The organism is Phytobacter sp. V91, from assembly GCF_965644225.1.
In the GTDB taxonomy this organism is placed as follows: Bacteria; Pseudomonadota; Gammaproteobacteria; order Enterobacterales; family Enterobacteriaceae; genus CBFFRJ01.
In genome coordinates, this window is sequence record NZ_CBFFRJ010000025.1 from 20,382 (window position 1) to 41,900 (window position 21,519).

At 52.5% G+C, this 21,519-nt stretch carries 20 protein-coding genes; 13 read left to right on the forward strand and 7 right to left on the reverse strand.

Going from position 1 to position 21,519, the window contains the following annotated elements:
- The first annotated feature begins 100 nt into the window (after positions 1 to 100).
- Complete coding sequence (nadB, locus tag ACSZO4_RS07320) at positions 101 to 1,720, forward strand: L-aspartate oxidase (protein WP_437888223.1); 1,620 nt, start codon at positions 101 to 103, stop codon at positions 1,718 to 1,720.
- Here the strand turns inward: nadB and trmN are convergent.
- Complete coding sequence (gene trmN / locus ACSZO4_RS07325; protein ID WP_437888224.1) at positions 1,705 to 2,442, reverse strand: tRNA(1)(Val) (adenine(37)-N(6))-methyltransferase TrmN; 738 nt, start codon at positions 2,440 to 2,442, stop codon at positions 1,705 to 1,707. The two genes, nadB and trmN, sit on opposite strands and share 16 nt — an antisense overlap.
- 130 nt (positions 2,443 to 2,572) lie before the next feature.
- On the opposite strand from trmN, the gene srmB reads away from it, so the two are divergent.
- Positions 2,573 to 3,910, forward strand: coding sequence for an ATP-dependent RNA helicase SrmB (srmB, locus tag ACSZO4_RS07330; RefSeq protein ID WP_437888225.1), 1,338 nt, complete (start codon positions 2,573 to 2,575; stop codon positions 3,908 to 3,910).
- Positions 3,911 to 3,957: 47 nt separating this feature from the next.
- Here the strand turns inward: srmB and grcA are convergent, their stop codons facing one another.
- Complete coding sequence (gene grcA / locus ACSZO4_RS07335; protein ID WP_437888226.1) at positions 3,958 to 4,341, reverse strand: autonomous glycyl radical cofactor GrcA; 384 nt, start codon at positions 4,339 to 4,341, stop codon at positions 3,958 to 3,960.
- Positions 4,342 to 4,656: 315 nt separating this feature from the next.
- Here grcA and ung point away from each other — a divergent pair, with 315 nt between their 5' ends.
- Positions 4,657 to 5,346 carry a uracil-DNA glycosylase gene (ung, locus tag ACSZO4_RS07340; RefSeq protein WP_437888227.1) on the forward strand — a complete coding sequence of 230 codons (690 nt, stop codon included), beginning with the start codon at positions 4,657 to 4,659 and terminating at the stop codon, positions 5,344 to 5,346.
- 44 nt (positions 5,347 to 5,390) lie between these two features.
- Here ung and ACSZO4_RS07345 read toward each other — a convergent pair whose 3' ends face one another.
- The 4 genes from ACSZO4_RS07345 to ACSZO4_RS07360 form a co-directional block, all read right to left on the reverse strand.
- Complete coding sequence (locus ACSZO4_RS07345; RefSeq protein ID WP_437888228.1) at positions 5,391 to 6,302, reverse strand: helix-turn-helix domain-containing protein; 912 nt, start codon at positions 6,300 to 6,302, stop codon at positions 5,391 to 5,393.
- A gap of 97 nt (positions 6,303 to 6,399) precedes the next feature.
- The gene (locus ACSZO4_RS07350; protein ID WP_437888229.1) at positions 6,400 to 7,614 is read right to left on the reverse strand and encodes a CaiB/BaiF CoA transferase family protein; all 1,215 of its coding nucleotides are present in this window, start codon (positions 7,612 to 7,614) and stop codon (positions 6,400 to 6,402) included.
- A complete protein-coding gene (locus ACSZO4_RS07355) occupies positions 7,614 to 8,972 on the reverse strand; it encodes an MFS transporter (protein WP_437888230.1) in 1,359 nt (452 codons plus the stop codon). The genes ACSZO4_RS07350 and ACSZO4_RS07355 overlap by 1 nt, the downstream gene beginning before the upstream one ends.
- 126 nt (positions 8,973 to 9,098) lie before the next feature.
- The gene (locus ACSZO4_RS07360; protein ID WP_437888231.1) at positions 9,099 to 10,265 is read right to left on the reverse strand and encodes an acyl-CoA dehydrogenase family protein; all 1,167 of its coding nucleotides are present in this window, start codon (positions 10,263 to 10,265) and stop codon (positions 9,099 to 9,101) included.
- A gap of 514 nt (positions 10,266 to 10,779) precedes the next feature.
- On the opposite strand from ACSZO4_RS07360, the gene ACSZO4_RS07365 reads away from it, so the two are divergent.
- The 8 genes from ACSZO4_RS07365 to ACSZO4_RS07400 all read left to right on the forward strand — a co-directional run bounded on the left by ACSZO4_RS07365 (position 10,780) and on the right by ACSZO4_RS07400 (position 18,945).
- Positions 10,780 to 11,922, forward strand: a complete 1,143-nt coding sequence (locus tag ACSZO4_RS07365) for an acyl-CoA dehydrogenase (protein ID WP_437888232.1) — start codon at positions 10,780 to 10,782, stop codon at positions 11,920 to 11,922.
- 14 nt (positions 11,923 to 11,936) lie between these two features.
- Positions 11,937 to 12,701, forward strand: coding sequence for an electron transfer flavoprotein (locus ACSZO4_RS07370; RefSeq protein WP_437888233.1), 765 nt, complete (start codon positions 11,937 to 11,939; stop codon positions 12,699 to 12,701).
- Between the two features lie 20 nt (positions 12,702 to 12,721).
- Positions 12,722 to 13,657, forward strand: coding sequence for an FAD-binding protein (locus ACSZO4_RS07375; RefSeq protein ID WP_437888234.1), 936 nt, complete (start codon positions 12,722 to 12,724; stop codon positions 13,655 to 13,657).
- Between the two features lie 55 nt (positions 13,658 to 13,712).
- Complete coding sequence (locus ACSZO4_RS07380) at positions 13,713 to 15,005, forward strand: FAD-dependent oxidoreductase (protein ID WP_437888235.1); 1,293 nt, start codon at positions 13,713 to 13,715, stop codon at positions 15,003 to 15,005.
- Positions 15,002 to 15,286 carry a ferredoxin family protein gene (locus tag ACSZO4_RS07385; protein WP_437888236.1) on the forward strand — a complete coding sequence of 95 codons (285 nt, stop codon included), beginning with the start codon at positions 15,002 to 15,004 and terminating at the stop codon, positions 15,284 to 15,286. The genes ACSZO4_RS07380 and ACSZO4_RS07385 overlap by 4 nt, the downstream gene beginning before the upstream one ends.
- Positions 15,287 to 15,349: 63 nt before the next feature.
- Positions 15,350 to 16,681 carry an MFS transporter gene (locus ACSZO4_RS07390; RefSeq protein ID WP_437888237.1) on the forward strand — a complete coding sequence of 444 codons (1,332 nt, stop codon included), beginning with the start codon at positions 15,350 to 15,352 and terminating at the stop codon, positions 16,679 to 16,681.
- Positions 16,682 to 16,706: 25 nt separating this feature from the next.
- Positions 16,707 to 18,377 carry a medium-chain fatty-acid--CoA ligase gene (gene fadK / locus ACSZO4_RS07395; RefSeq protein ID WP_437888238.1) on the forward strand — a complete coding sequence of 557 codons (1,671 nt, stop codon included), beginning with the start codon at positions 16,707 to 16,709 and terminating at the stop codon, positions 18,375 to 18,377.
- A 13-nt stretch (positions 18,378 to 18,390) separates the two neighbouring features.
- Positions 18,391 to 18,945, forward strand: a complete 555-nt coding sequence (locus ACSZO4_RS07400) for a desulfoferrodoxin family protein (RefSeq protein WP_437888239.1) — start codon at positions 18,391 to 18,393, stop codon at positions 18,943 to 18,945.
- Positions 18,946 to 19,034: 89 nt separating this feature from the next.
- On the opposite strand, the gene ACSZO4_RS07405 is transcribed toward ACSZO4_RS07400, so the two are convergent.
- Positions 19,035 to 20,108, reverse strand: a complete 1,074-nt coding sequence (locus tag ACSZO4_RS07405) for a tRNA/rRNA methyltransferase (RefSeq protein ID WP_437888240.1) — start codon at positions 20,106 to 20,108, stop codon at positions 19,035 to 19,037.
- 204 nt (positions 20,109 to 20,312) lie between these two features.
- On the opposite strand from ACSZO4_RS07405, the gene trxC reads away from it, so the two are divergent.
- On the forward strand, positions 20,313 to 20,732 hold the full coding sequence (gene trxC / locus ACSZO4_RS07410; protein ID WP_437888241.1) for a thioredoxin TrxC: 420 nt from the start codon (positions 20,313 to 20,315) through the stop codon (positions 20,730 to 20,732).
- A gap of 67 nt (positions 20,733 to 20,799) precedes the next feature.
- Positions 20,800 to 21,498 (forward strand): tRNA-uridine aminocarboxypropyltransferase, encoded by a 699-nt coding sequence (locus tag ACSZO4_RS07415; RefSeq protein WP_437888242.1) that lies wholly within the window; start codon positions 20,800 to 20,802, stop codon positions 21,496 to 21,498.
- Positions 21,499 to 21,519 lie beyond the last annotated feature (21 nt).

Sequence of the window (21,519 nt, forward strand, 5' to 3'; positions counted from 1 at the left end):
CTTTGTTTAGCCGCCAGTACAAATAGTAAAAAAAACGTACTATCCAGCCTTTTGTGGTGCTATGCTGCCGCTACATTGTTTAGTAAATTAAACAGACATCATGAAAACAACCTCTGATCTTTCCTGCGATGTGCTGGTTATCGGCAGTGGAGCCGCTGGCTTGTCCGTTGCGCTGCGCATGGCAGAACACCACAAGGTTATCGTTTTAAGTAAAGGTCCGGTGAGTGAAGGCTCAACCTTTTACGCACAAGGCGGTATCGCCGCGGTTTTCGATGAAACGGACAGTATCGAATCTCACGTTGAAGATACTTTAATTGCCGGAGCCGGTATTGTTGATCGTTCCGCCGCCGAATTCGTCGCCAGCAATGCGCGTCAGTGCGTACAGTGGCTTATCGATCAGGGCGTTCTGTTTGATACACAGATTGATTCTGACGGCGGTGAAAGCTATCACCTGACCCGTGAAGGCGGGCACAGTCATCGCCGTATTCTTCACACTGCTGACGCTACCGGAAAAGAGGTGGAAACCACGCTGGTAGGTAAAGCACTTAACCATCCTAATATTCATATTCTTGAGCGCAGCAATGCGGTCGATCTGATTGTGTCCGACAAAATTGGCTTGCCCGGTACGCGGCGAGTTGTGGGCGCATGGATCTGGAATCGTAATAAAGAAGTGGTGGAAACCTGCCATGCCAGGGCGGTTGTGCTGGCAACCGGCGGCGCATCCAAAGTGTACCAGTACACCACCAACCCGGATATCTCCTCTGGTGACGGTATTGCCATGGCCTGGCGGGCAGGTTGCCGGGTCGCCAATCTGGAATTTAATCAGTTCCACCCGACGGCATTGTTCCATCCCCAGGCGCGTAACTTTCTGCTCACCGAAGCCCTGCGCGGCGAAGGTGCGCATCTTAAACGCCCGGATGGTACCCGCTTCATGCCAGATTTTGATGAGCGCGGCGAACTGGCGCCACGGGATGTTGTTGCCCGTGCCATCGATCATGAAATGAAACGCCTTGGCGCTGATTGCATGTATCTCGACATCAGCCACAAGCCGGAAGAGTTTGTGCGCCAGCATTTCCCGATGATTTATGAAAAACTGCTCAGTCTCGGTATCGATTTAACCAAAGACCAGGTGCCCATTGTGCCCGCAGCCCACTACACCTGCGGCGGGGTGATGGTCGACGAGCATGGCCGGGCCGATGTTGATGGCCTGTACGCCATCGGTGAAGTCAGCTATACCGGGCTGCACGGCGCCAACCGTATGGCATCGAACTCATTACTGGAGTGCCTGGTCTACGGATGGTCTGCGGCAGAAGATATTGCCCGACGCATCCCGCATACCCGTAGCATAAAAACACTGCCCGCCTGGGATGAAAGTCGTGTGGATGATGCTGACGAGCGCGTTATCCTTCAGCACAACTGGCATGAGTTGCGGCTGTTCATGTGGGACTATGTGGGCATTGTTCGCTCGACAAAACGCCTGGAGCGCGCATTACGGCGCATTACGCTTTTGCAGCAGGAAATTGACGAGTATTACGCCAATTTCCGGGTGTCGAATAATTTACTGGAGCTGCGTAATCTGGTGCAGGTTGCGGAGTTAATTGTCCGCTGCGCGATGCAACGCAAAGAAAGTCGCGGATTGCATTACACCCTGGATTACCCGGATTTGTTACCTGAATCCGGGCCAACGGTGCTTGCGCCTCGGGTTTACATGAATAAGTAAAAGGCCTGAGTTAATGCGGTGTAGCTTTCAGAATAATGCTGATCGGCGCCGCGGATCACCAGTCGGTCGGTAAAACATTCCCCGGCGGCTGGTGAGAACGCCAGCAACACACGGTGCGGCAGTCGGGTTTCATATTCCGCCACATCAGTGCGTAAGCGGAGATGCCAGCCGATTCCCTGCGCTTTGCTGGTAAAGGCTTCGCTGACGTCCACGGGTAAAATCACGCAGAAAAACCCCTCTTCGCTGATAAGTGCAGCCGCACATTCCAGTAATGAAGCATGGTCAAGCGTGGTGGTGTAGCGGGCCTGCTCACGTTGTGCCGTCGAACATTCCACACCCTGTTCAAAATAAGGGGGATTGCTGACAATCAGGGAATATCGCACCGTTTGCCCGTTGCTCCATTCAACCACATCGGCCTGATGCACTCGCAAACGCGACGCCCAGGGGGAAGCCTGAAAATTTTCCTGAGCCTGAGTGGCCGCCTGCTCATCCAGTTCGATGGCATCAATCACAACATTATCAGCGGTGCGCTGGGCCAGCATCAGCGAAATCAAACCACTTCCTGCGCCAATATCAAGAATACGGTTGGCACGCGAGACGGGCGCCCATGCACCGAGTAAGATACCGTCGGTACCGACTTTCATGGCGCAACGATCATGTGCAACGAAAAACTGTTTAAATGTGAAGCCATCACGGCGCAATTGAGCCTTTGGCTGGGTCATTTTTACAATCTCTGTACGGAAACAGGGCTAGCATAGGGTAAAGCGAAGCGCTGGAAAAGGAATAAGCAGACAAACAGATGAAGATTGCAGCCGTAACGTCTATAATCGTCGCCCCACACAGAGGTAGATAATGACTGTAACGACTTTTTCCGAACTCGAACTTGACGAAAGCCTGCTGGATGCACTCCAGGAAAAAGGCTTCACACGCCCGACCGCCATCCAGGCTGCCGCTATTCCGCCTGCGCTTGAAGGGCGTGATGTGCTCGGTTCCGCGCCGACAGGCACGGGTAAAACGGCGGCATATTTGCTGCCTGCGTTGCAGCACCTGTTAGATTTCCCGCGTAAGAAATCGGGTCCACCGCGAATTCTGATCCTGACACCAACACGTGAGCTGGCGATGCAGGTTGCCGATCACGCCCGTGAGCTGGCGAAAAATACCCATCTGGATATTGCCACCATCACCGGCGGCGTGGCTTACATGAACCACGCAGAGGTGTTCAGTGAGAACCAGGACATTGTGGTCGCAACGACGGGGCGTTTGCTGCAATACATTAAAGAAGAGAATTTTGACTGCCGTGCTGTAGAAACGCTGATCCTTGATGAAGCGGATCGCATGCTCGACATGGGTTTTGCTCAGGACATCGAACACATTGCCGGTGAAACCCGCTGGCGTAACCAGACCATGCTCTTCTCTGCAACGCTGGAAGGCGAAGCGATTAAAGACTTTGCCGAGCGTCTGCTTAAAGAGCCTGCTGAAGTCTCCGCCACGCCCTCGACGCGTGAACGTAAAAAGATCCACCAGTGGTATTACCGCGCAGATGACGTGAAACATAAACTCGCTTTGCTGGTGAATCTGTTACAACAGGATGATGTCACCCGTTCTATCGTGTTTGTGCGTAAACGCGAGCGTGTGCATGAACTGGCTGGCTGGTTACGTGAGGCAGGCATCAATAACTGTTATCTCGAAGGTGAGATGGCGCAGGCTAAGCGTGTTGAAGGCATCAAGCGCCTCACCGATGGCCGGGTGAATGTGCTCGTCGCCACTGACGTTGCCGCGCGTGGCATCGACATTCCGGACGTCAGCCATGTATTTAACTTCGATATGCCGCGCGGTGGAGACACCTATCTGCACCGTATCGGTCGTACTGGCCGCGCAGGTCGCAAAGGTACCGCTATCTCCCTGGTTGAAGCTCACGACCATTTGCTGCTGCTGAAAGTGGGCCGTTATGTCGATGAACCGCTGAAATCTCGCGTTATTGACGAACTGCGTCCGACGACCCGCGCACCGAGTGAGAAAATGACGGGTAAACCGTCGAAAAAAGTGCAGGCCAGACGCCAGGAGCAGAAAGAAAAAGAGAAAGAGAAGCCGCGCGTGAAAAAACGTCACCGCGATACCAAAAACATCGGTAAACGTCGTAAGCCAACGGCGGTGGCTGCTGCTTCTGAACAACAAAGTAGCGAAGAGTAAAAAAAACGCCGGGATAATCCCGGCGTTTTTAATGCTGAAACCTTAAATTACAGGCTTTCAGTAAAGGTACGTGCAATAACATCACGCTGCTGTTCTGGTGTCAGGGAGTTGAAACGCACTGCGTAACCTGAAACACGAATAGTCAGCTGCGGATATTTTTCCGGGTTTTCTACCGCATCCAGCAAAGTTTCACGACGCAGTACGTTAACGTTCAGGTGCTGACCACCTTCAACGCGCACTTCCGGCTGTACTTCCATTGGGATTTCACGGTATTCGATGTCACCCAGTTTGCTTACGGCAACAACATCATCTTCGGCATAACCCGCTTTGGCGCATACGCAGCGAGCTTCGCCTTTTTCGTTATCGAGCAGCCAGAAAGAGTTCAACAGTTCATCGTTAGCGGCTTTAGTAATCTGGATACCAGTAATCATATTGTGCCTCCTTGGGCATTATTTTTGATTTGGCCGGTTCGTTAGCGGCCAATTGGTAAAACCATTGTTGCTTGAGTGTATATATACCCTCCGTTTGCCCCTGATTCTTTGATTAAAATCAAAGAAAACCACACCATGAAAGTGGTGATGAGTGGAAATTATTGTTTTACATCAAGTTACGCATCTGCGTTGCGTTAAAATTTTTAGTAATTTTTAAACTTAATTTTAGCCAGAGGACACAGAATTCGGGTCTGCATTTTGTTCCGGAGAAAGAAGCAGTTAAGCTACGCAGATGAAGATCCACAGGAGAGCGGAATGACGACCTCATTAACCTGGCACGATGTGCTGGCGGAAGAAAAACAGCAGCCTTACTTTGTTAACACGCTCAATGCCGTTAATGCAGAACGGCTGTCAGGAAACATCATCTATCCCCCGTCAAAAGATGTCTTTAACGCGTTTCGCTTTACTGAACTCGGCAACGTTAAAGTGGTGATCCTTGGACAGGATCCCTATCACGGACCAAATCAGGCACACGGCCTGTCGTTTTCGGTGCATCCGGGCGTCGCCATTCCACCCTCGCTGTTGAATATGTATAAAGAGCTGGAGCAGTCGATACCGGGCTTCACTCGCCCGTCACATGGTTATCTGGAAAGCTGGGCGCGCCAGGGGGTGCTGTTACTGAATACGGTACTTACCGTACGTGCCGGTCAGGCCCATTCTCATGCCAGTCTGGGCTGGGAAACCTTTACCGACAAAGTCATCAGCCTGATAAACCAACACCGTGAAGGGGTCGTCTTTTTATTGTGGGGGGCACATGCGCAGAAGAAAGGCGCGATCATTGATGGTCAACGCCATCACGTGCTGAGAGCGCCGCATCCTTCGCCGTTGTCAGCCCATCGGGGCTTCTTCGGCTGTCGTCACTTTGTGCTGGCAAATGAGTGGCTGGTACAAAAAGGTGAATCGCCGATTGACTGGATGCCCGTTCTGCCGGCATCGGACGAATAATATTCCCCCCGCATCCTTCTGCTGGCAGAGAGATGCGGGAAGCGTCAGACATACTCCTCACCCATAGCTATTTCCCTGACCGCCCGCTCTCTGAACTGGCTGGGGCTAACGCCTGCATGCTTATGGAAGAAACGGGTAAAGTAGGCCTCATCATTAAAGCCCAGGAAAGCGGCCAGCTGTTTGATGGTTTTGGAGGTATAGACCAATTCTCGCTGCGCCTCCTGGAGAACACGCATATTAATGACATCCAGGCTGGACATACCCAGCGTTAAACGGCACAGGCGAGAGAGATGCCCTGGCGACATGCCCATCTCGCAGGAATAGTCATTGACCGTCAGCCGCTGGCGGAATTTTTGATCGACGATGGCGAGGAATTTATTGATCTGCGATGCCTTGCGCGACGAATTATCAATCTGTTGGTTTTCAACATTCAGATCGATAATACGCGACAGATGGACAAACAGAGAGATACACAGCGAAGCACACATCGCCGTTTGATTAATCATCGGCACGCGTAATTCATTCATCATCGAACAATAAAATTGCCAGACGATGTCTTTCTCTTCCGGGTAATACTCAAGCGGAATAATACAGGGCTTATGGATCAGTTTAAGAACGTCCGGAGCCAGCGTCGTGATGACCGATTCCAGTGGCCGCTGAGAAGCAGTAATGGTTAATCCTTCGGTATCAGGGGTGTAGTGAAAACCATGAACGGTCTGAGCAGGGACCAGAATAAGGCACGGGGCTCTGGCTTGTTGTCGGCTGTAGTTCATTAACACTTCAACCTGCCCGCGCTGGATAAACAGCACCTGGATCAGCGAGTCATGTACATGAGGGTTAGCTCGCCAGTTGATATCTTTTGAGCGCAAGGATATCCGTTCAACGTTGAAAAAATTCTCCCAACTCAGTCCGGATTGCTCACCGTATAATGCAAAGTTCGGAATAGTGGTTGCCATCAATGCTCCTCTACTCTTCTCAGCGCTGCTGCACAGCATCGCTGACCGGTGAAAACTACCCCGGCCAGCGCAGCAGACTCGTTAACAGATGCTCTTGTCAGTTGGGTAATACAACTGCGCCTTCCTGGCTCAGCGTTTCGATCTCCTCAGGCGAGTATCCATATTCAGTCAGGATTTGTTGTGAGTGATGTCCCAGTCGTCGTGATGGCCTTATCTGGGAAGGCCCCATGCTATGAATGGATACTGGCGGTGTGACCAGCACCCGTTGACTGCCGGTTGGGTAGTCAACGTTTCGCAGACAGTCAGTTGCCCACGCCTGCTCATCTTCAAGGATTTCATCTGGCGTAAAACCCTTTTCATGAGCAAAATCGTTCTCTTTGAGCATCTGCATCATTTCACTCAACGAACGTTTTGCGATTTGCTCGCTGATAATATTAATAATGTCACGGTTACGGGCATAGAGGTTCACATCCGCAATACGGCAGAATTCAGGGCTGTCGACCAGATCTTCGCGCCCCAGCAGGGTCATAAATTTATTAAAGAACCTGTCGTATTCCGGAATGCAAATCACCATCCAGCGGCCATCCGCAGTTTTGTAGGTATTGTTGAAGGGGTTAGACACTTCGCAACGAGATTTAGGATAGACATTGCCATACTGCGCCGAAGTGACCGCAATACTCATCATAAACAACGCCGTATGATGAAGGCTGACGGTGACCTTGTCTCCTTTGCCAGAAAGCGTGCGCCCGTATAGTGCAGCGCAAATACCGGAGACCAGACACATTGAGGCCTGGAAATCACCAAATCCGTTCACGGAGTTAATTGGCGTCTCGCCGCGCTCATTGGTCGAACCAAGAATACCGCCCCGGCAGACATAGGCGGTGGCATCAAAACCTGCGGTATCTTTCTCCGGCCCTTGTTCGCCATAACCCAGAATCTGCGCAAAAATTAAACGCGGAAAGCGTAAATGCAACTCCTCCCAGGAAAAACCTAAGCGTTCCAGCGCCTTAGTTCGATAGCTTGTCACAACCACATCCGCCGTTGAGAGGATCCGCCAGGCCGCTGCTTTTGCCTCCTCTTTCTTCAGATTCAGGCACAGAAACCGCTTGTTGGCATTTGAGATATCAAACGCCGGGTTTTCATCATCGGCGTAAGGCATATTGAAAACCGAGGCCTGAGTACGCCCGGGATCGCCCGTTGGCGGTTCGATTTTGATAACATCAGCCCCCCAGTCCCCCAGAATACGAGCGACCGTCGGTGCTGCCAGAAATGAAGTCAGATCAACAACTTTAATTCCTTCTAATGGTCTCATCAGTCATGTTCCTTCTGTTTTGAATAGCCCTGGTGGCCAGCAAACCCGTCGGCAGTACCTCCGGCAGATGTATGACTACGTGAACCTTTTTTCTCAATGGGTTTGATCCGTGCGATGAGCATGAAAAATGCACCCACAATGGCCACGCTGGCCCCCAGATAAAGCGCATATTCGTATTGCCCGGTGATTTCGATAACCCACCCCGCCAGCACCGGGGAGAGAATACCCGCCAGCGTGCCAAAGACGCCGTTCAATCCCACCAGCATGCCGGTATCTTTTTGCGAGAAAATAATGGGAATGGAGAAATGCGCAGCCATGGTGAAACACAGGAAGAAATTCGAGGCTGAAATCAGCGTTGCGGCGCTCCACAGACTATTGGCCTGCGTCCCGAGGATCAGAAACAGTCCGGCCAGCAGCAGTCCCAGCACCGGAGACAGCTTACGCCCAATGTTTTGTCCGAAGCGGCGGCAGGCGGCATCCGTAACCAGCCCGCCCAGCGGATAAGCCAGAATCGCCACCAGATAGGGCAGCATGGAATAAATTGCGCTCTGTTTAAGATCGATGCCACGCCCCATCGCAAAATAGGTGGGTAACCAGGTCATAAACAGAAAGAAAAGATAGTTAGTGCAGAAATAACATAATGAACAGGCCCACACTGAGGGCGTCGCCAGAATATCGCCCTTCGTTAATGCTCCAGCCGCTTTCTGGTCCGGTTGAGCCTTAGTGGCAGGCACCTGACCGGCCTCAATATACTCCAGCTCGTTTGGGTTGATGCGTTTGTCCTGTTGCGGACGGCTGTTGCCCAACCACCACCATAGCAGGCACCACACCAGGCCTGGCGCTGAGACGATATAAAAAGCCGATTTCCAGCCCCATGCCTGAATGATCCAGGCTGCCAGCACCATTGCAAAAGCGATACCTGCCGGGCAGCCAATCTGCAGGAATCCTGTCGCCTTCCCGGATTCACTTTTCGGCACCCAGCGGGCAGCCAGCGAGAAATTGGCGGGCACCAGCAACCCTTGCCCGATACCGACCAGAATACGCAGCAACATCATGACGCCCAGCGTCGAACCCAGCGGGGTCAGAAAGGTAAAGACCACCCACCACAATGTGCCCGTCACCAGCACGATCCCACCGCCAAAACGATCCGCCAGCAACCCTGCCGGCAACATCGTTATCGCATAGCCGATGAAAAATGCGGTAGACACCCAGCCAAACTGGATAGCAGTCCAGCCGTATTCCTGCATCAGCGCTGGCCCGCACATCGACATACTGCTACGTGCCACAAACATGACAAAATAATCAAAAATCAGCAGTACAATAATGCCCCAACGTCTATTCCCTGGTGATGTACTCATAGATCACTCTCGCGAGAAAATAAGAGCGATCGCACTCAGCAGTACACGCATGATGTGCGATCGCAGGCGGGGTATAGCGACTATCACTGACTCACAATACCCGTTCGTTGTATGGGATCTGCCGGGTTAGCGGATCTCGCCCGCCGCGGCAATCAGCGGACGTGCGATCGTCAGGCGCTGAACGGTACGTGGACCTTCTTCAAACCACAGTGCGCGGGCATCGCGGTACATTCTCTCCACCGGGCCGTAAGGGTTATCTTCGAAATAGCCAATGCCACCAAAGATCTCAAGGCAACTGTCAGAGACAGTGCGCACCGTATCGATACCATGCAGTTTGCACATCGCTGAGACCATCTCGATATCTTCGCCACGGTCAAATTTTTGTGCACAATCGCGTAGCATGACGCGCAGGGCGTGCACCTGCGTTCCCATATCGGCCAGCGTCTGTTGAATAGCCTGACGGGCAACCAGCGGCTTACCGAAGGTCACGCGATCTTTTGCCCTGGCGATCGCCAGTTCAAGGAAACGCTGCGACATACCCAGGCAGGTCACGGCGATCATGGCTCTGGAGTGCGCTAACGCATCCATAAAAATATCCAGACCATCGCCCTCTTTACCCATGATGTTATGCGCAGGCACTTCGCAATTTTCAAAACGCAAATAAGCATGGCCCGCACCGCGACAACCCATCATGTGCGGCATAGGATCGATGTAGTAGCCAGGCGTGTTGGTTTCGATAAAGAACGCCGTCAGGCCGCCTTTTTTGCGTTTGTTTTCATCCGTGACGGCAATGACATAGCTGCCGTCAGAAATATCAGTATGTGAAATCAGCGTTTTGGTGCCGTTAAGGACATACTTATCGCCTTTTTTCACCGCCGTAGTACGAATGTCTGCGCCAGATCCGCACTCTGCTTCAGTGAGAGCAAAGTTGATGTAGGCATCTTTATTTGCCAGCAGCGGCAACCATTTTGCCCGCAGATCGGCAGCGCCATGATCGTACATAATGCGCCAGTTCAGGCCATTGGCATGATGAAGATTCATACGCATACCGCCCGGGCCACGGCAGAACTCTTCCATCACTGAGAAAAATTGCTCGCAGTTCAGTCCCAGTCCGCCAAACTCTTCAGGAATTGCCAGTCGGAATAGATCGTTCTTACGGCAGACGTCGTAATAAGAGTCCGGGAAAACATTCGTTCGCTCAACCACCAGCTGGATCTCCTCCAGCTCTGTTTCCGTTACTTTTCTGACTTTCTGTTTCAGTGCTTCCAGTTGCTGTTGAGATAATATGGACATAGACAACCCCACTTCACATTAAATGATTAGCTCACCATTGAAGAATTAAGACGATAAAAATGCAGGTTGAAATGAATTCCGGGACCCTCTGTCGCCCTTCTCCACGAATTGACCTGGCGATTATAAAAAAGCCCTAAGTTCCTTGATATTGACATATCCAACCAATTATTGGACAAATCGAACATACCATCGGTAAGTTAAATAACGAAAACCACAATAAAAACAAAAGATTAAACTACAAAAATACGGAATAAATTAATTGTTAAATTACCAACACAGTTCACAAAAGTCGTTCCAATGATCGTTTTGTCCAGGATTAAGTCAAATATGTCTATATATCCCCTAACCCCGGCTAATTACTATTTAAGATAAAACGAACACTACCCATTAATTAATAAACATACTGGCTGAACAGGTAGCAAAATCAGTAATAACAATCGGTAATAAACAGTGTACCGGGGAATGTTTTTATTGTGCCAATTCCCAGCGGAGAACCTATCAATGAGGATGCGTCATGGATTTTAGCCTGAGCGAAGAACAAGAATTGCTGCTAGCAAGTATCAGGGAGCTTATTACCCGCGACTTTCCCGAGGAGTACTTCAAGAGATGCGATGAGACGCGAACTTTCCCGCGTGAGTTCTTCAACGCATTGGCCGAAAGCGGAATAGGTTTATTAGGCATCCCCGAGGAACTGGGCGGTGTGCCAGCCGATATGATGACCCAGGTGCTGGTGCTGGAAGAGATAGCGCGGATGGGCGCCCCGGCATACATAATGACCGAAGGGCAATGCATTCATAACATGCAGACATTTGGTAATGCAGAGCAACTGGCCAAAACTGCCGAGGTGGGCTTAACCGGGATCCCGGCCTATTCACTGGCCTTTACCGAACCCCAGGCCGGTTCCGACAACAACCGTATCGCCACCACCTACACCCGTAAAAACGGCAAAGTGTATCTCAACGGCCAAAAAACATTTATCACCGGGGCGAAAGATTATCCCTACATGCTGGTCCTGGCTCGCAATCCTGAACCCGAAGATCCCAAACGCTGTTTTACCCTGTGGTGGCTGGACCCTAACTCGCCGGGAGTGAAACGCAACAACCTGCATAAAGTGGGCTGGCATATGGTCAGCAATTGCGAGGTATTTCTCGATAATGTGGAGCTGGAAGAGAGCGCCATGGTGGGCAAAGAGGGCTATGGCTTTATCCACATGATGCAAAACTTCGACATTGAACGCCTGGTGATCGCCGCTCATTCACTGGGCGTCGCAGAATGCGCCTTTGAAGATGCCGCCCGTTATGCCAACCAGCGCGTCCAGTTCGGCAAGAGCATCGGCCAGTTCCAGATGATTCAGCTCAAACTGACTCAGATGGCCATCAAAATTCAGAACATGAAAAACATGGTCTATCGCACCGCCTGGGAGTGCGACAACCAGATATCAATGCGCCTTTCTGCCCCAATGTGCAAATTGTACTGCGCGCAATCGGCCTGCGAAGTGATTGATGACGCCATGCAGATCCTGGGCGGACTGGGTTATACCGACGACAGCCGGGTATCCCGTTTCTGGCGGGATACCCGTGTAAACCGCATTGGCGGCGGCACTGACGAGATCATGGTTTACATCTCCGCTCGCCAGATCCTTAAACAGTACGAATAAGACCAGGATAAGCCATGAGATTAATTACCTGCTACAAACTGGTGCCTGAAGAACAGGACATCGTGATCACCGCCGAAAGGACGCTGGCAACAAACCAGACCGGGGAAAAAATCAGCCCCTTTGATCTGAATGCGATTGAAGCCGCAGTGCAACTGGCTGGCGAAGATGATGAAGTGCTGGCGTTAAGTGTCGGAGGGAAAGCCCTGGATAACGCCAAACTGCGTAAAGACCTCCTCTCTCGTGGGCCAAATGCGCTTTATCTGGTCAGCGATGAACGCCTTACGAGTTCATTGCCTCACGAAACAGCGCGCGTGATTGCTGCGGCCAGCCAGAAAATTGGCTTCGATCTGCTGATCTTTGGCGAAGGCTCTGGCGACCTTTACGCACAACAGACAGGGCTGCTGGTCGGTGCGCTGCTACATATTCCGGCGGTCAATGCGGTTAGCCATATTGAGAAGCATGAAGGATATATCACCGTCGAACGTACGCTGGAAAACGAAGTGGAAGTGCTGGATGTCCCACTCCCGGCGGTGATATGCGTCTCATCCGATATCAATGTCCCGCGTATTCCGTCAATGAAAGCCATTCTCGGTGCCGGGAAGAAAAGCGTTACCCAATGGCATGCCGACGATATTGGCTGGACGCCGGATAAATCCCGTACCGATCTGCTCAGCGTCTACGCCCCACAGGAAACTCAACGCAAACACATCATCATCGAGGGCGATGGGCAGGACGAGATCGCCCGTCTGCGTGACTATCTGACTAACGCGTTAAGCTAACGGCTGCGGAGAAGCGAATCATGAGCAAAATCAGTAATGTTTGGGTGTTCAGCGATAGCACAGATCGCTATGCAGACCTGCTCGCCGGGGCGCGACAACTGGGAGAGTGCGTCAATGCGGTGATCTGGAATGAAGGTGACATCACTCAGGTCAGACAGGCAGATGCGGTTTATCTTTTGGCCGGACAAAATGCCAGTCAGCGTATTGAAAACTACGCACAGACGCTGGCAACCCTGGTTGCAAAAACACAAGGGCCAGCCGTCGTTCTGCTGGCAGCGACGCGGCGCGGGAAAGATCTGGCGGCAAAACTCAGCGTGCTGTTGCAGGCGGCGCTGGTCAATGACGTTATCCTGGTGGAACACCATGACAGCACGCTGTACGCAGAGCACCGTATGTACGGCGGTCTGGCATTCGGACAAGAGAGAATCAACACCCCAATCGCAGTTATGACGCTGGCAGGTGGTGTCTATGAGCCGCTGGCAGAAAACCCGACCCGCACGCCGCCACTGACGCTGGTGGACTACATAGCCCCGCCGGATGAACTGTTGTGTCGGGAGCGGCGAGCCAAAACCGCCAGCAGCGTTGACCTTGGCAAAGCCCGTCGGGTCATTGGCGTTGGCCGTGGCCTGGTCGCAAAAGACGATCTTGAGATGGTATGGAATCTGGCCTCCGCGCTGGACGCCGAAGTGGGCTGCTCTCGCCCCATAGCAGAGGGTGAGCACTGGATGGATCGCGAACGTTATGTTGGCGTTTCCGGCGTACTGCTTAAGTCCGATATTTACCTTGCGCTGGGGATCTCAGGTCAAATTCAGCACATGGTCGGAGGTAACGGCGCCAGGACCATTATCGCCGTTAACAAAGATAAAAATGCCCCTATTTTTCAGTACGCGGATTACGGACTGGTGGGTGACATTTACAAAGTCGTACCTGGGTTAACGGAGTTATTAAAAAAATAATTAAAACGATAATAATTAAGCCGCCATCAATGATGGCGGCTCAGGAGTGCAGAGCATGTCGGATGAAAAATTTGATGCCATTATCGTTGGCGCAGGCGTTGCAGGCTGTGTCGCCGCATACGTGATGGCAAAAGCGGGTCTGGATGTACTGGTGATTGAACGTGGTGACACCGCCGGGAGCAAAAACATGACCGGTGGGCGGCTTTACGCACACAGTCTGGAAAGCATTATGCCCGGGTTTGCTCACTCGGCCCCCGTCGAGCGAAAGATAACCAAAGAGAAAATCTCGTTTCTGACAACCACCAGCGCCGTCACGCTGGATTATCAGGCACAACCTGCCGAAGAACAGCCGGCAAAAGAATCCTGGACCGTCTTACGCCATGGTTTCGACAGTTGGCTGATGGAGCAGGCAGAAGCCGTTGGCGCACAGTTTATTACCGGAGTCAGAGTGGATTCGCTGATTCAGGAAAACGGGCGGGTGACGGGTGTCCAGGCCGGGGAAGATATCCTGGAAGCCAGCGTGGTGGTGCTGGCGGATGGCGTCAATTCGTTGCTGGGGCGCTCCATCGGCCTGGTGCAGAAATCTAATCCACATCACTATGCCGTCGGCGTCAAGGAGCTCATCTCGCTTCCGGCCAAAACTATTCAGGATCGCTTCGGTGTCACGGGCGACGAAGGGGCCGCATGGCTGTTTGCAGGCTCACCCTCAGACGGTTTGATGGGCGGTGGTTTTCTCTATACCAATCGCGAGTCGGTCTCACTCGGACTGGTCTGCGGCCTGGGCGAGATTGAGAAAGCCTGCAAGTCCGTCCCACAAATGCTTGAAGATTTCAAACAGCACCCTGCTGTCAGAACGCTGATTGAAGGCGGAACCTTACTGGAATATTCAGCGCATCTGGTGCCAGAAGGTGGCCTTGCTATGCTGCCGAAACTGGTGGGCGATGGCGTATTGCTGGTTGGCGATGCCGCAGGTATGTGCCTGAATCTGGGTTTTACCGTCAGAGGAATGGATCTGGCGATTACCGCGGCAGATCTTGCCGCGCAAACGGTCATTGCGGCCAAAGAGCGCAATGATTTCAGCGCCGGGCAGTTGGCGCAATATCAACAGAAACTGGATCAAAGCTGTGTGATGCAGGATATGCGGCATTACCGCAAATTGCCCGCGCTGATGGAGAATCCACGAATATTTCAACAGTATCCGCAGATGGTGGCGAATATTATGGCCGATCTCTTCACGATTGACGGAGCGAAACCCACGCCGCTTTGGTCGACATTGCTTAAACGAAGCAAACCTGTCGGACTTATGAATATCGTTAAAGACTGCATCACCGGAGGACGCGCTTTATGAGCACGGTAAATGTCGATGTAAAACTGGGCGTCAACAAGTTCAGGGTTGATGAAACGCATCCGCATATTATCCTGGTCGCGGATCCCGACCGCGAGCAATTCCGCAAACTGATTAACGCCTGCCCTGCCGGGTTATATCGCGAGGATGAAGCAGGAAATATTCATTTTGATTATGCCGGATGCCTTGAGTGCGGCACATGCCGGGTGTTATGCGAAGGAACAATACTCGAAAAATGGGAATACCCACAGGGAACATTTGGTGTTGATTTCCGCTTTGGCTAACACCTTCACAAACCCCTTCCACCCTCACTGGTGAACATCGCTCTCCGGATAAGGGGAGGATTTATGACTGCTCAGGAAAAAATTGATATCAGCAGCGTTTTAGATAAACGCCCCATTAGTCGACGCCAGTGGTTGGTTGTTGCTCTGGGCTTCCTGGTATTGGGTATCGATGGCTTTGATGTCACGGCGATTGGATTTATTGCCCCGGCGTTAATCGATGACTGGCAAATATCACGTCATATGTTAGGCCCGGTGATGATGAGTGGTTTATTTGGTCTGGCGGGCGGCTCGCTGATTTCCGGACCGCTGGCGGATCGTTACGGGCGTAAAAAACTGATCATCGGGTCAGTGATCTTTTTCGGCTGTAGCAGCCTGCTGTCAGCCTGCTCATGGAACTTATCCAGTCTGACGTTCTTCCGCTTTATTACCGGGCTGGGGCTGGGGGCAGCCATGCCAAATATCACCACGCTGGTTGCCGAGTATGCCCCCGTGCGATACCGCTCACGCTTATCAACACTAATCCACTGCGGTTTCAATACCGGTGCCGCGCTGGGCGGCCTGCTAAGCCAGCAGTTACTCGGCACTTACGGCTGGCGTTCAGTACTGATTACTGGCGGCATCTTACCTTTGTTGCTGGCGCTGATATTGCTGCGCTACCTGCCTGAATCCATGCACTACCTGGTACAACATGGCGAAAATAAACGGCACCTGCGCAGGTTGCTCAACACGTTTGTTCCTGGTATTGCGGATGAAAACACCCACTTTTTCACCACTGAGCCGCAAAAAGCACATGCCAGTACGGCGAGATCGCTCTTTCATCCTCCATACACCCTGGGCACCCTGGCTCTCTGGATAACCCTGTTTAGCGGATTGTTCTGCGTTTACCTGTTATCCAGTTGGCTACCGCTGATGATCAGAGATAGCGGGCTGACGCTGTCTCAGGCGGTTCTGATGGGTTCGGTATTCCAGATTGGCGGGATAATAGGCAACTTCTGTATCGGGATAGAGATGGATCGCTGGGGCAAACACTGCGCCATCATCATGACCCTGCTAGGGGGCGCCTGCGGAGCGCTTATTCTGGGATTACATGCTCCGTCGTTAGCAGGCTTATGTCTGCTGGTATTGCTGCTCGGCTTTACCATCAACGGTATCAGCCCAGGCTGTTATGCCTTAGCGGCGCATTTCTACCCCACATCTATTCGTGCAACCGGGGTGGGCTGGGCCACGGGAATTGGTCGACTGGGGGCGATAACCAGTGCGGGGGCTGGCTCTATGATGCTCGCCGCAGGATGGACATTTAGTGACGTATTTCTGTTCCTTCCACTCCCTTTGTTGGCAGGCGCGCTGGCGATGTACTGCAAGAAACAGCGCCTGGTTATTGCGAACTCCCATTAAGCGGCCTCAGGCCCGGAAAAACAAAATGGCGACGATGAAAATCAATGAAACGCTGAAAGCGCGCTACCGGCAACAGGGATACTGGGGAGATGCTACGCTTGCAGACTGCTGGCGCCTGTCGGCAAAAGCATTTGCAGATAAGCAGGCGGTCTGTGACAACCATGGCACCCGTTATACCTACAGCGAGCTGGACCGTGCAGCGGGCACACTGGCAGCCTGGATGGTGGAACAGGGCATTCAGCCAGGGGACAGGGTTGCATTGCAATTACCCGGCTGGTGTGAATTTACGCTTATCTATCTTGCCTGTCTGAAAAGCGGGGCTGTTGTTGTCCCCCTGCTTCCTGCATTCAGGGAGTCGGAACTGGCGTGGATTTTGAATAAATGCCAGGCAAGGATGTTATTTACGCCTACGCGCTTTAAAAATATCCGCCCCATTCAGATGCTCCCGGCTCTGCGGCCATTGCTTCCTTATCTGGAGAGCGTTGTCGCAGTCGAAAAGCTGGAGCCTGCCGGTTACGGCATCACGCTAAACCAGATACTCACAAGCTCTACGCCGCTGGTTAACGACATCGCCACCCGGAGTGACGATCTGGCCGTTCTGCTTTTTACTTCCGGTACCGAGGGACGCCCGAAAGGGGTGATGCTGACGCATAACAACCTTATTGCCAGTGAACGGGCTTACTGCGCGACACTGAATCTCAATGCGACGGATGTCTTTCTGATGCCTGCGCCCCTGGCCCATGCAACGGGCTTTATGCATGGGGTGACAGCCCCTTTTATGATCGGCGCGCAAAGCATACTGATGGATATTTTTGTCGCCGATCGGTGCCTCGATCTGCTGGAGCAGGAACAGTGCACCTGTATCATGGGAGCCACGCCATTTGCCTGCGATTTACTCAAAGTCATGCAATGCCGGCAACATATTCCCCCCTCATTACGTTTTTTCCTGTGTGGCGGAACAACGATTCCGGCAAAACTGATCCGCGAGTATCATAAAGCAGGCGTTCCTCTGCTGGGCGTTTATGGCAGTACCGAAAGTGCGCCCCATACCATTGTTCGCCCTTATGACTCGCTTATGCGTCAGGTCAACACTGACGGAAGCGCGGTGGCGGGCGTTGAGATCAAAGTCGTCGATAAAAAAAGAAATAACCTCCCGGAAGGCAGCGAAGGCGAAGAGGCTTCCCGCGGCCCCAATGTTTTTGTCGGCTATTTTGATGAAGCGGAATTAACCGCCCAGGCGCTGGATGACGACGGTTGGTATTACAGCGGTGATTACTGTCGGCTCGATAAACAAGGTTATATAAAAATCACTGGCCGCAAAAAAGATATTATTGTGCGCGGCGGAGAAAATATCAGTAGCCGTGAGGTCGAAGATATTCTGCTACAACACCCGGACATCGCCGATGCCGCCGTCGTTGCTATGCCTGATAAGCGTCTGGGGGAACGCTCCTGTGCCTGGGTCGTCCTGAATCATTCGGCAAAGAATATGACCCTTTCCGACGTTATCGCCTTCTTCGCGACAAAACGCATCGCCAAATATAAATATCCAGAATATCTGGTCATTACAGACGTTCTTCCCCGCACCGCCTCGGGGAAAGTCAAAAAGTTCCTTTTACGCAAAGACATTATAAAACGGTTGACGCTGGCTGAGTGTGAAAGCAGTAACCTCATTCTCGACAAAGTCGGTTCAGAGTGAAAAGGAGAGACAGGTGCTGAATAAAAACAGTGCGTCGGGGAGTACTCGCCCGGCTTTAAGAACCTCGACCCGGATCAAGAACAGCACTAAGCCGTCGTTTCTTCAGTCTGAGCCAACATTTTACCACTGCCCAGGCTGCGGGCAGTTCCTCGTGACCATCAACACCAGTTTTGATAGTCCACATATTCAGTGCTGCGGCGCAACCTTAAGTGCGCTCATTGCCCATTCGGCGTCTGATGAGCTGGCAGAACAGCACCTCCCAATGATGACCATTTCCGGCGGATTTGAGGCAAACACCCTCAGGGTCAATGTTGGTGATTCACCTCATCCTATGACGCCTGAACATCAACTGGCATGGATCTATGTCTATACGTTCGAGGGGGGGCAATTTAAATTTTTGCGGCCTGGAGACGAACCTGAAGCCACCTTTGCGCTGGCTGGCAACGATGCTTATGTTTATTGCGACCGTCCGGTCTGCAAGGGAAATAAATGCAAATTTAACTGTAAGCGGGGCTTCACGGCGTATAGCTGGTGTAACCAGCATGGATTATGGCGGCATGCATTCTGAGAGGGCATCTGTACATGTAAACCCAGGTTTTCATGCACAGATGTGAAAGTCTGATAACCAGCACGCCGGGCGGCATGCTGGTTTAGTCGTCAGGCTTTGTTCTGACGCCACCATTCTGCAAGCAACACACCGGTTGCAACAGAAACGTTGAGGCTTTCAACGTTGCCGGAGCCATTGATGGAAACGCTCAGGTCAGCGCTATCGAGCGCCGCATCAGAAAGACCATCACGCTCCTGGCCCAGCACCAGCACCATTTTCTTCGGCAGCGTCGCGCTAAACAGCGGCGTGCCTTTGTGGCTGGAGGTGGTCACAATGGCATAACCCGCTTTACGGAATCCATCCAGCGCGTCGATAAAGCTATCACCCGTAATAGCCTGCACGTGCTCAGCACCGCCTTCCGCCGTACGTACAGCCGCGCCGGATTCAATCACTGCCGCATCCTGCAACAACACGCCTTTCACACCAAAGTGCGCGCAGCTACGCATCATCGCGCCGAGGTTGTGTGGGTTGCCGATATCTTCGAGCGCCAGCACGCAATCTTCAGCATCCGCCTGCGAAATCCACTGCTGGACGCTGGTGCCATTGCGCTTTTTGATCAGGAAACAAACACCGCCGTGGTGCTCAGTTCCGGAAGCCTTCGCCAGCTCTGCGTCATCGACAACGTGGTAAGCTTTGCGGTTAGCCGCCATCCAGCGCAGTGCTTCTTTAAAGCGTGGGGTCACGCTCTGTACAAACCAGGCGCGAACAATGCAGTCCGGACGGCTGTTAAACAGTGCCTGGCAGGCGTTTTCACCATAGACGCGCGTCTCTTCAGCGCGCTGGCGGCGTAACACTTCCGGATCGATAAAGCTTTTACCGCTGATACCACCGTGATCGGGTTTCTCAGAAGCATCTTCAAAAGGCGCACGAGAAACGGTACGCCACGGCGAATCGCTCTGTTTGTGGTTGCGATCGCGATCGTTGCTTCTTTCATCGCGAGCAGGACGGCGACCACTGTTTTTCTCTTCGCGAGCGGGGCGACGGCCGGCATCGGTACGAGACGATCCGCTACGAGCTGGCCCTTTCCCGGTACGCGGGTTTTGGCTGCGTTTATCGGAATCATCATCACTGCGGACATACATCACTTTGACTTTGCCGCTTTTGTTTTTCAGTTCATCGTTCATGCTTTTCTCCACCAGCGCTGCGCGAAGCGCGCAGATTACCTGATGTGCTGGCGCTTAGCCATTAATTCGTTCAAAAGCTACTGACTATTATATTCATTGAATAAATCGCATTGTCGTTTAGAACCTCCTCATCGATAATGTGTAACATATTAGAAACATATCGGCCCTGAGCCATTCTGTACCCACGCTTCCCTGAGGTTAGTTATGAATACCGTATGTGCAAGCTGCCAGGCGTTAAACCGTATTCCCGATGAGCGGGTAAACGATGCCGCGAAATGCGGACGTTGTGGGCATGAGCTATTTGATGGTGATGTCATCAATGCAACCGGCGCCACTCTGGATAAGTTGCTCAAAGATGACCTTCCCGTTGTTGTCGATTTCTGGGCTCCATGGTGTGGCCCCTGTAAAAGCTTCGCGCCAATCTTTGAAGATGTGGCGGAAGAACGCAGCGGCAAGGTACGTTTTGTGAAGGTGAATACCGAAGCCGAACGTGAGCTCAGCGCGCGTTTTCGCATTCGCAGTATTCCAACCATTATGCTGTTTAAGAACGGTGAGGTGGTCGATATGCTCAGCGGCGCGGTGCCAAAGGCGCCGTTTGATAGCTGGCTGAACGAATCACTCTGATCCTGACGGGGCATCACTTGTGCCCCGTTTTCAGCTCTGCGACAATGGCGTTTTTCACGCAACTTTCATGACTGATAACGCTGTTCTTCAACTTCGCGCGGAGCGTCTTGCCCGTTCGACACGCCCCTTTCTTGCTCGTGGTAATCGGGTTATTCGCTGCCAGGGTTGCCTGCTGCCCAAAAAACGCTGCCTGTGCGCGACGGTACAACCCGTAGCCGCCCGCAGCCGTTTTTGCCTGGTGATGTTTGACACCGAGCCCCTGAAACCCAGCAATACCGGACGCTTAATTGCAGATATTCTGCCGGAAACCACGGCCTTTTTATGGTCGCGAACCGAGCCGCCCCAGGCGCTGGTGGATTTATGCGCCAGTGATGAATATCAGCCAATGGTGGTGTTTCCGGCCTCCTATGCCGGCAGCGAGCGTCAGGTATTAGCGGCCCCCGCCTCAGGGAAGCCGCCGCTGTTTATTATGCTCGACGGCACCTGGACCAAAGCACGCAAGATGTTTCGCAAAAGCCCTTATCTGGATGCACTGCCGGTTATCTCAGTCGATCTGTCACGCGTTTCTGCTTACCATCTGCGCGAAGCGCATGCTGAGGATCAATACTGTACGGCTGAAGTCGCTATCGCCCTGCTGGATATCGCAGGTGACAACCTTGCGGCAAAAGGGCTGGGGGATCATTTCAGCCTCTTTCGCGAGCGTTATCTTGCTGGAAAAGCGCATCATTCAGCCCGTATCACAGCAAACTCAGCACAAAACGTTTAAAATCATCAGGTCACTCTTAAG

Bases quoted from the DNA above. Each gene is read 5' to 3' on its own strand.
- ACSZO4_RS07415 (WP_437888242.1), top strand. From the start codon at position 20,800: ATGACTGATAACGCTGTTCTTCAACTTCGCGCGGAGCGTCTTGCCCGT.
- trxC (WP_437888241.1), top strand. From the start codon at position 20,313: ATGAATACCGTATGTGCAAGCTGCCAGGCGTTAAACCGTATTCCCGAT.
- ACSZO4_RS07345 (WP_437888228.1), bottom strand. From the start codon at position 6,302: ATGGCAACCACTATTCCGAACTTTGCATTATACGGTGAGCAATCCGGA.
- fadK (WP_437888238.1), top strand. From the start codon at position 16,707: ATGGCGACGATGAAAATCAATGAAACGCTGAAAGCGCGCTACCGGCAA.
- grcA (WP_437888226.1), bottom strand. From the start codon at position 4,341: ATGATTACTGGTATCCAGATTACTAAAGCCGCTAACGATGAACTGTTG.
- ACSZO4_RS07385 (WP_437888236.1), top strand. From the start codon at position 15,002: ATGAGCACGGTAAATGTCGATGTAAAACTGGGCGTCAACAAGTTCAGG.
- ACSZO4_RS07380 (WP_437888235.1), top strand. From the start codon at position 13,713: ATGTCGGATGAAAAATTTGATGCCATTATCGTTGGCGCAGGCGTTGCA.
- ACSZO4_RS07375 (WP_437888234.1), top strand. From the start codon at position 12,722: ATGAGCAAAATCAGTAATGTTTGGGTGTTCAGCGATAGCACAGATCGC.
- ACSZO4_RS07360 (WP_437888231.1), bottom strand. From the start codon at position 10,265: ATGTCCATATTATCTCAACAGCAACTGGAAGCACTGAAACAGAAAGTC.
- ACSZO4_RS07355 (WP_437888230.1), bottom strand. From the start codon at position 8,972: ATGAGTACATCACCAGGGAATAGACGTTGGGGCATTATTGTACTGCTG.
- trmN (WP_437888224.1), bottom strand. From the start codon at position 2,442: ATGACCCAGCCAAAGGCTCAATTGCGCCGTGATGGCTTCACATTTAAA.
- ACSZO4_RS07390 (WP_437888237.1), top strand. From the start codon at position 15,350: ATGACTGCTCAGGAAAAAATTGATATCAGCAGCGTTTTAGATAAACGC.
- ACSZO4_RS07365 (WP_437888232.1), top strand. From the start codon at position 10,780: ATGGATTTTAGCCTGAGCGAAGAACAAGAATTGCTGCTAGCAAGTATC.
- ung (WP_437888227.1), top strand. From the start codon at position 4,657: ATGACGACCTCATTAACCTGGCACGATGTGCTGGCGGAAGAAAAACAG.
- ACSZO4_RS07370 (WP_437888233.1), top strand. From the start codon at position 11,937: ATGAGATTAATTACCTGCTACAAACTGGTGCCTGAAGAACAGGACATC.
- ACSZO4_RS07405 (WP_437888240.1), bottom strand. From the start codon at position 20,108: ATGAACGATGAACTGAAAAACAAAAGCGGCAAAGTCAAAGTGATGTAT.
- nadB (WP_437888223.1), top strand. From the start codon at position 101: ATGAAAACAACCTCTGATCTTTCCTGCGATGTGCTGGTTATCGGCAGT.
- srmB (WP_437888225.1), top strand. From the start codon at position 2,573: ATGACTGTAACGACTTTTTCCGAACTCGAACTTGACGAAAGCCTGCTG.
- ACSZO4_RS07350 (WP_437888229.1), bottom strand. From the start codon at position 7,614: ATGAGACCATTAGAAGGAATTAAAGTTGTTGATCTGACTTCATTTCTG.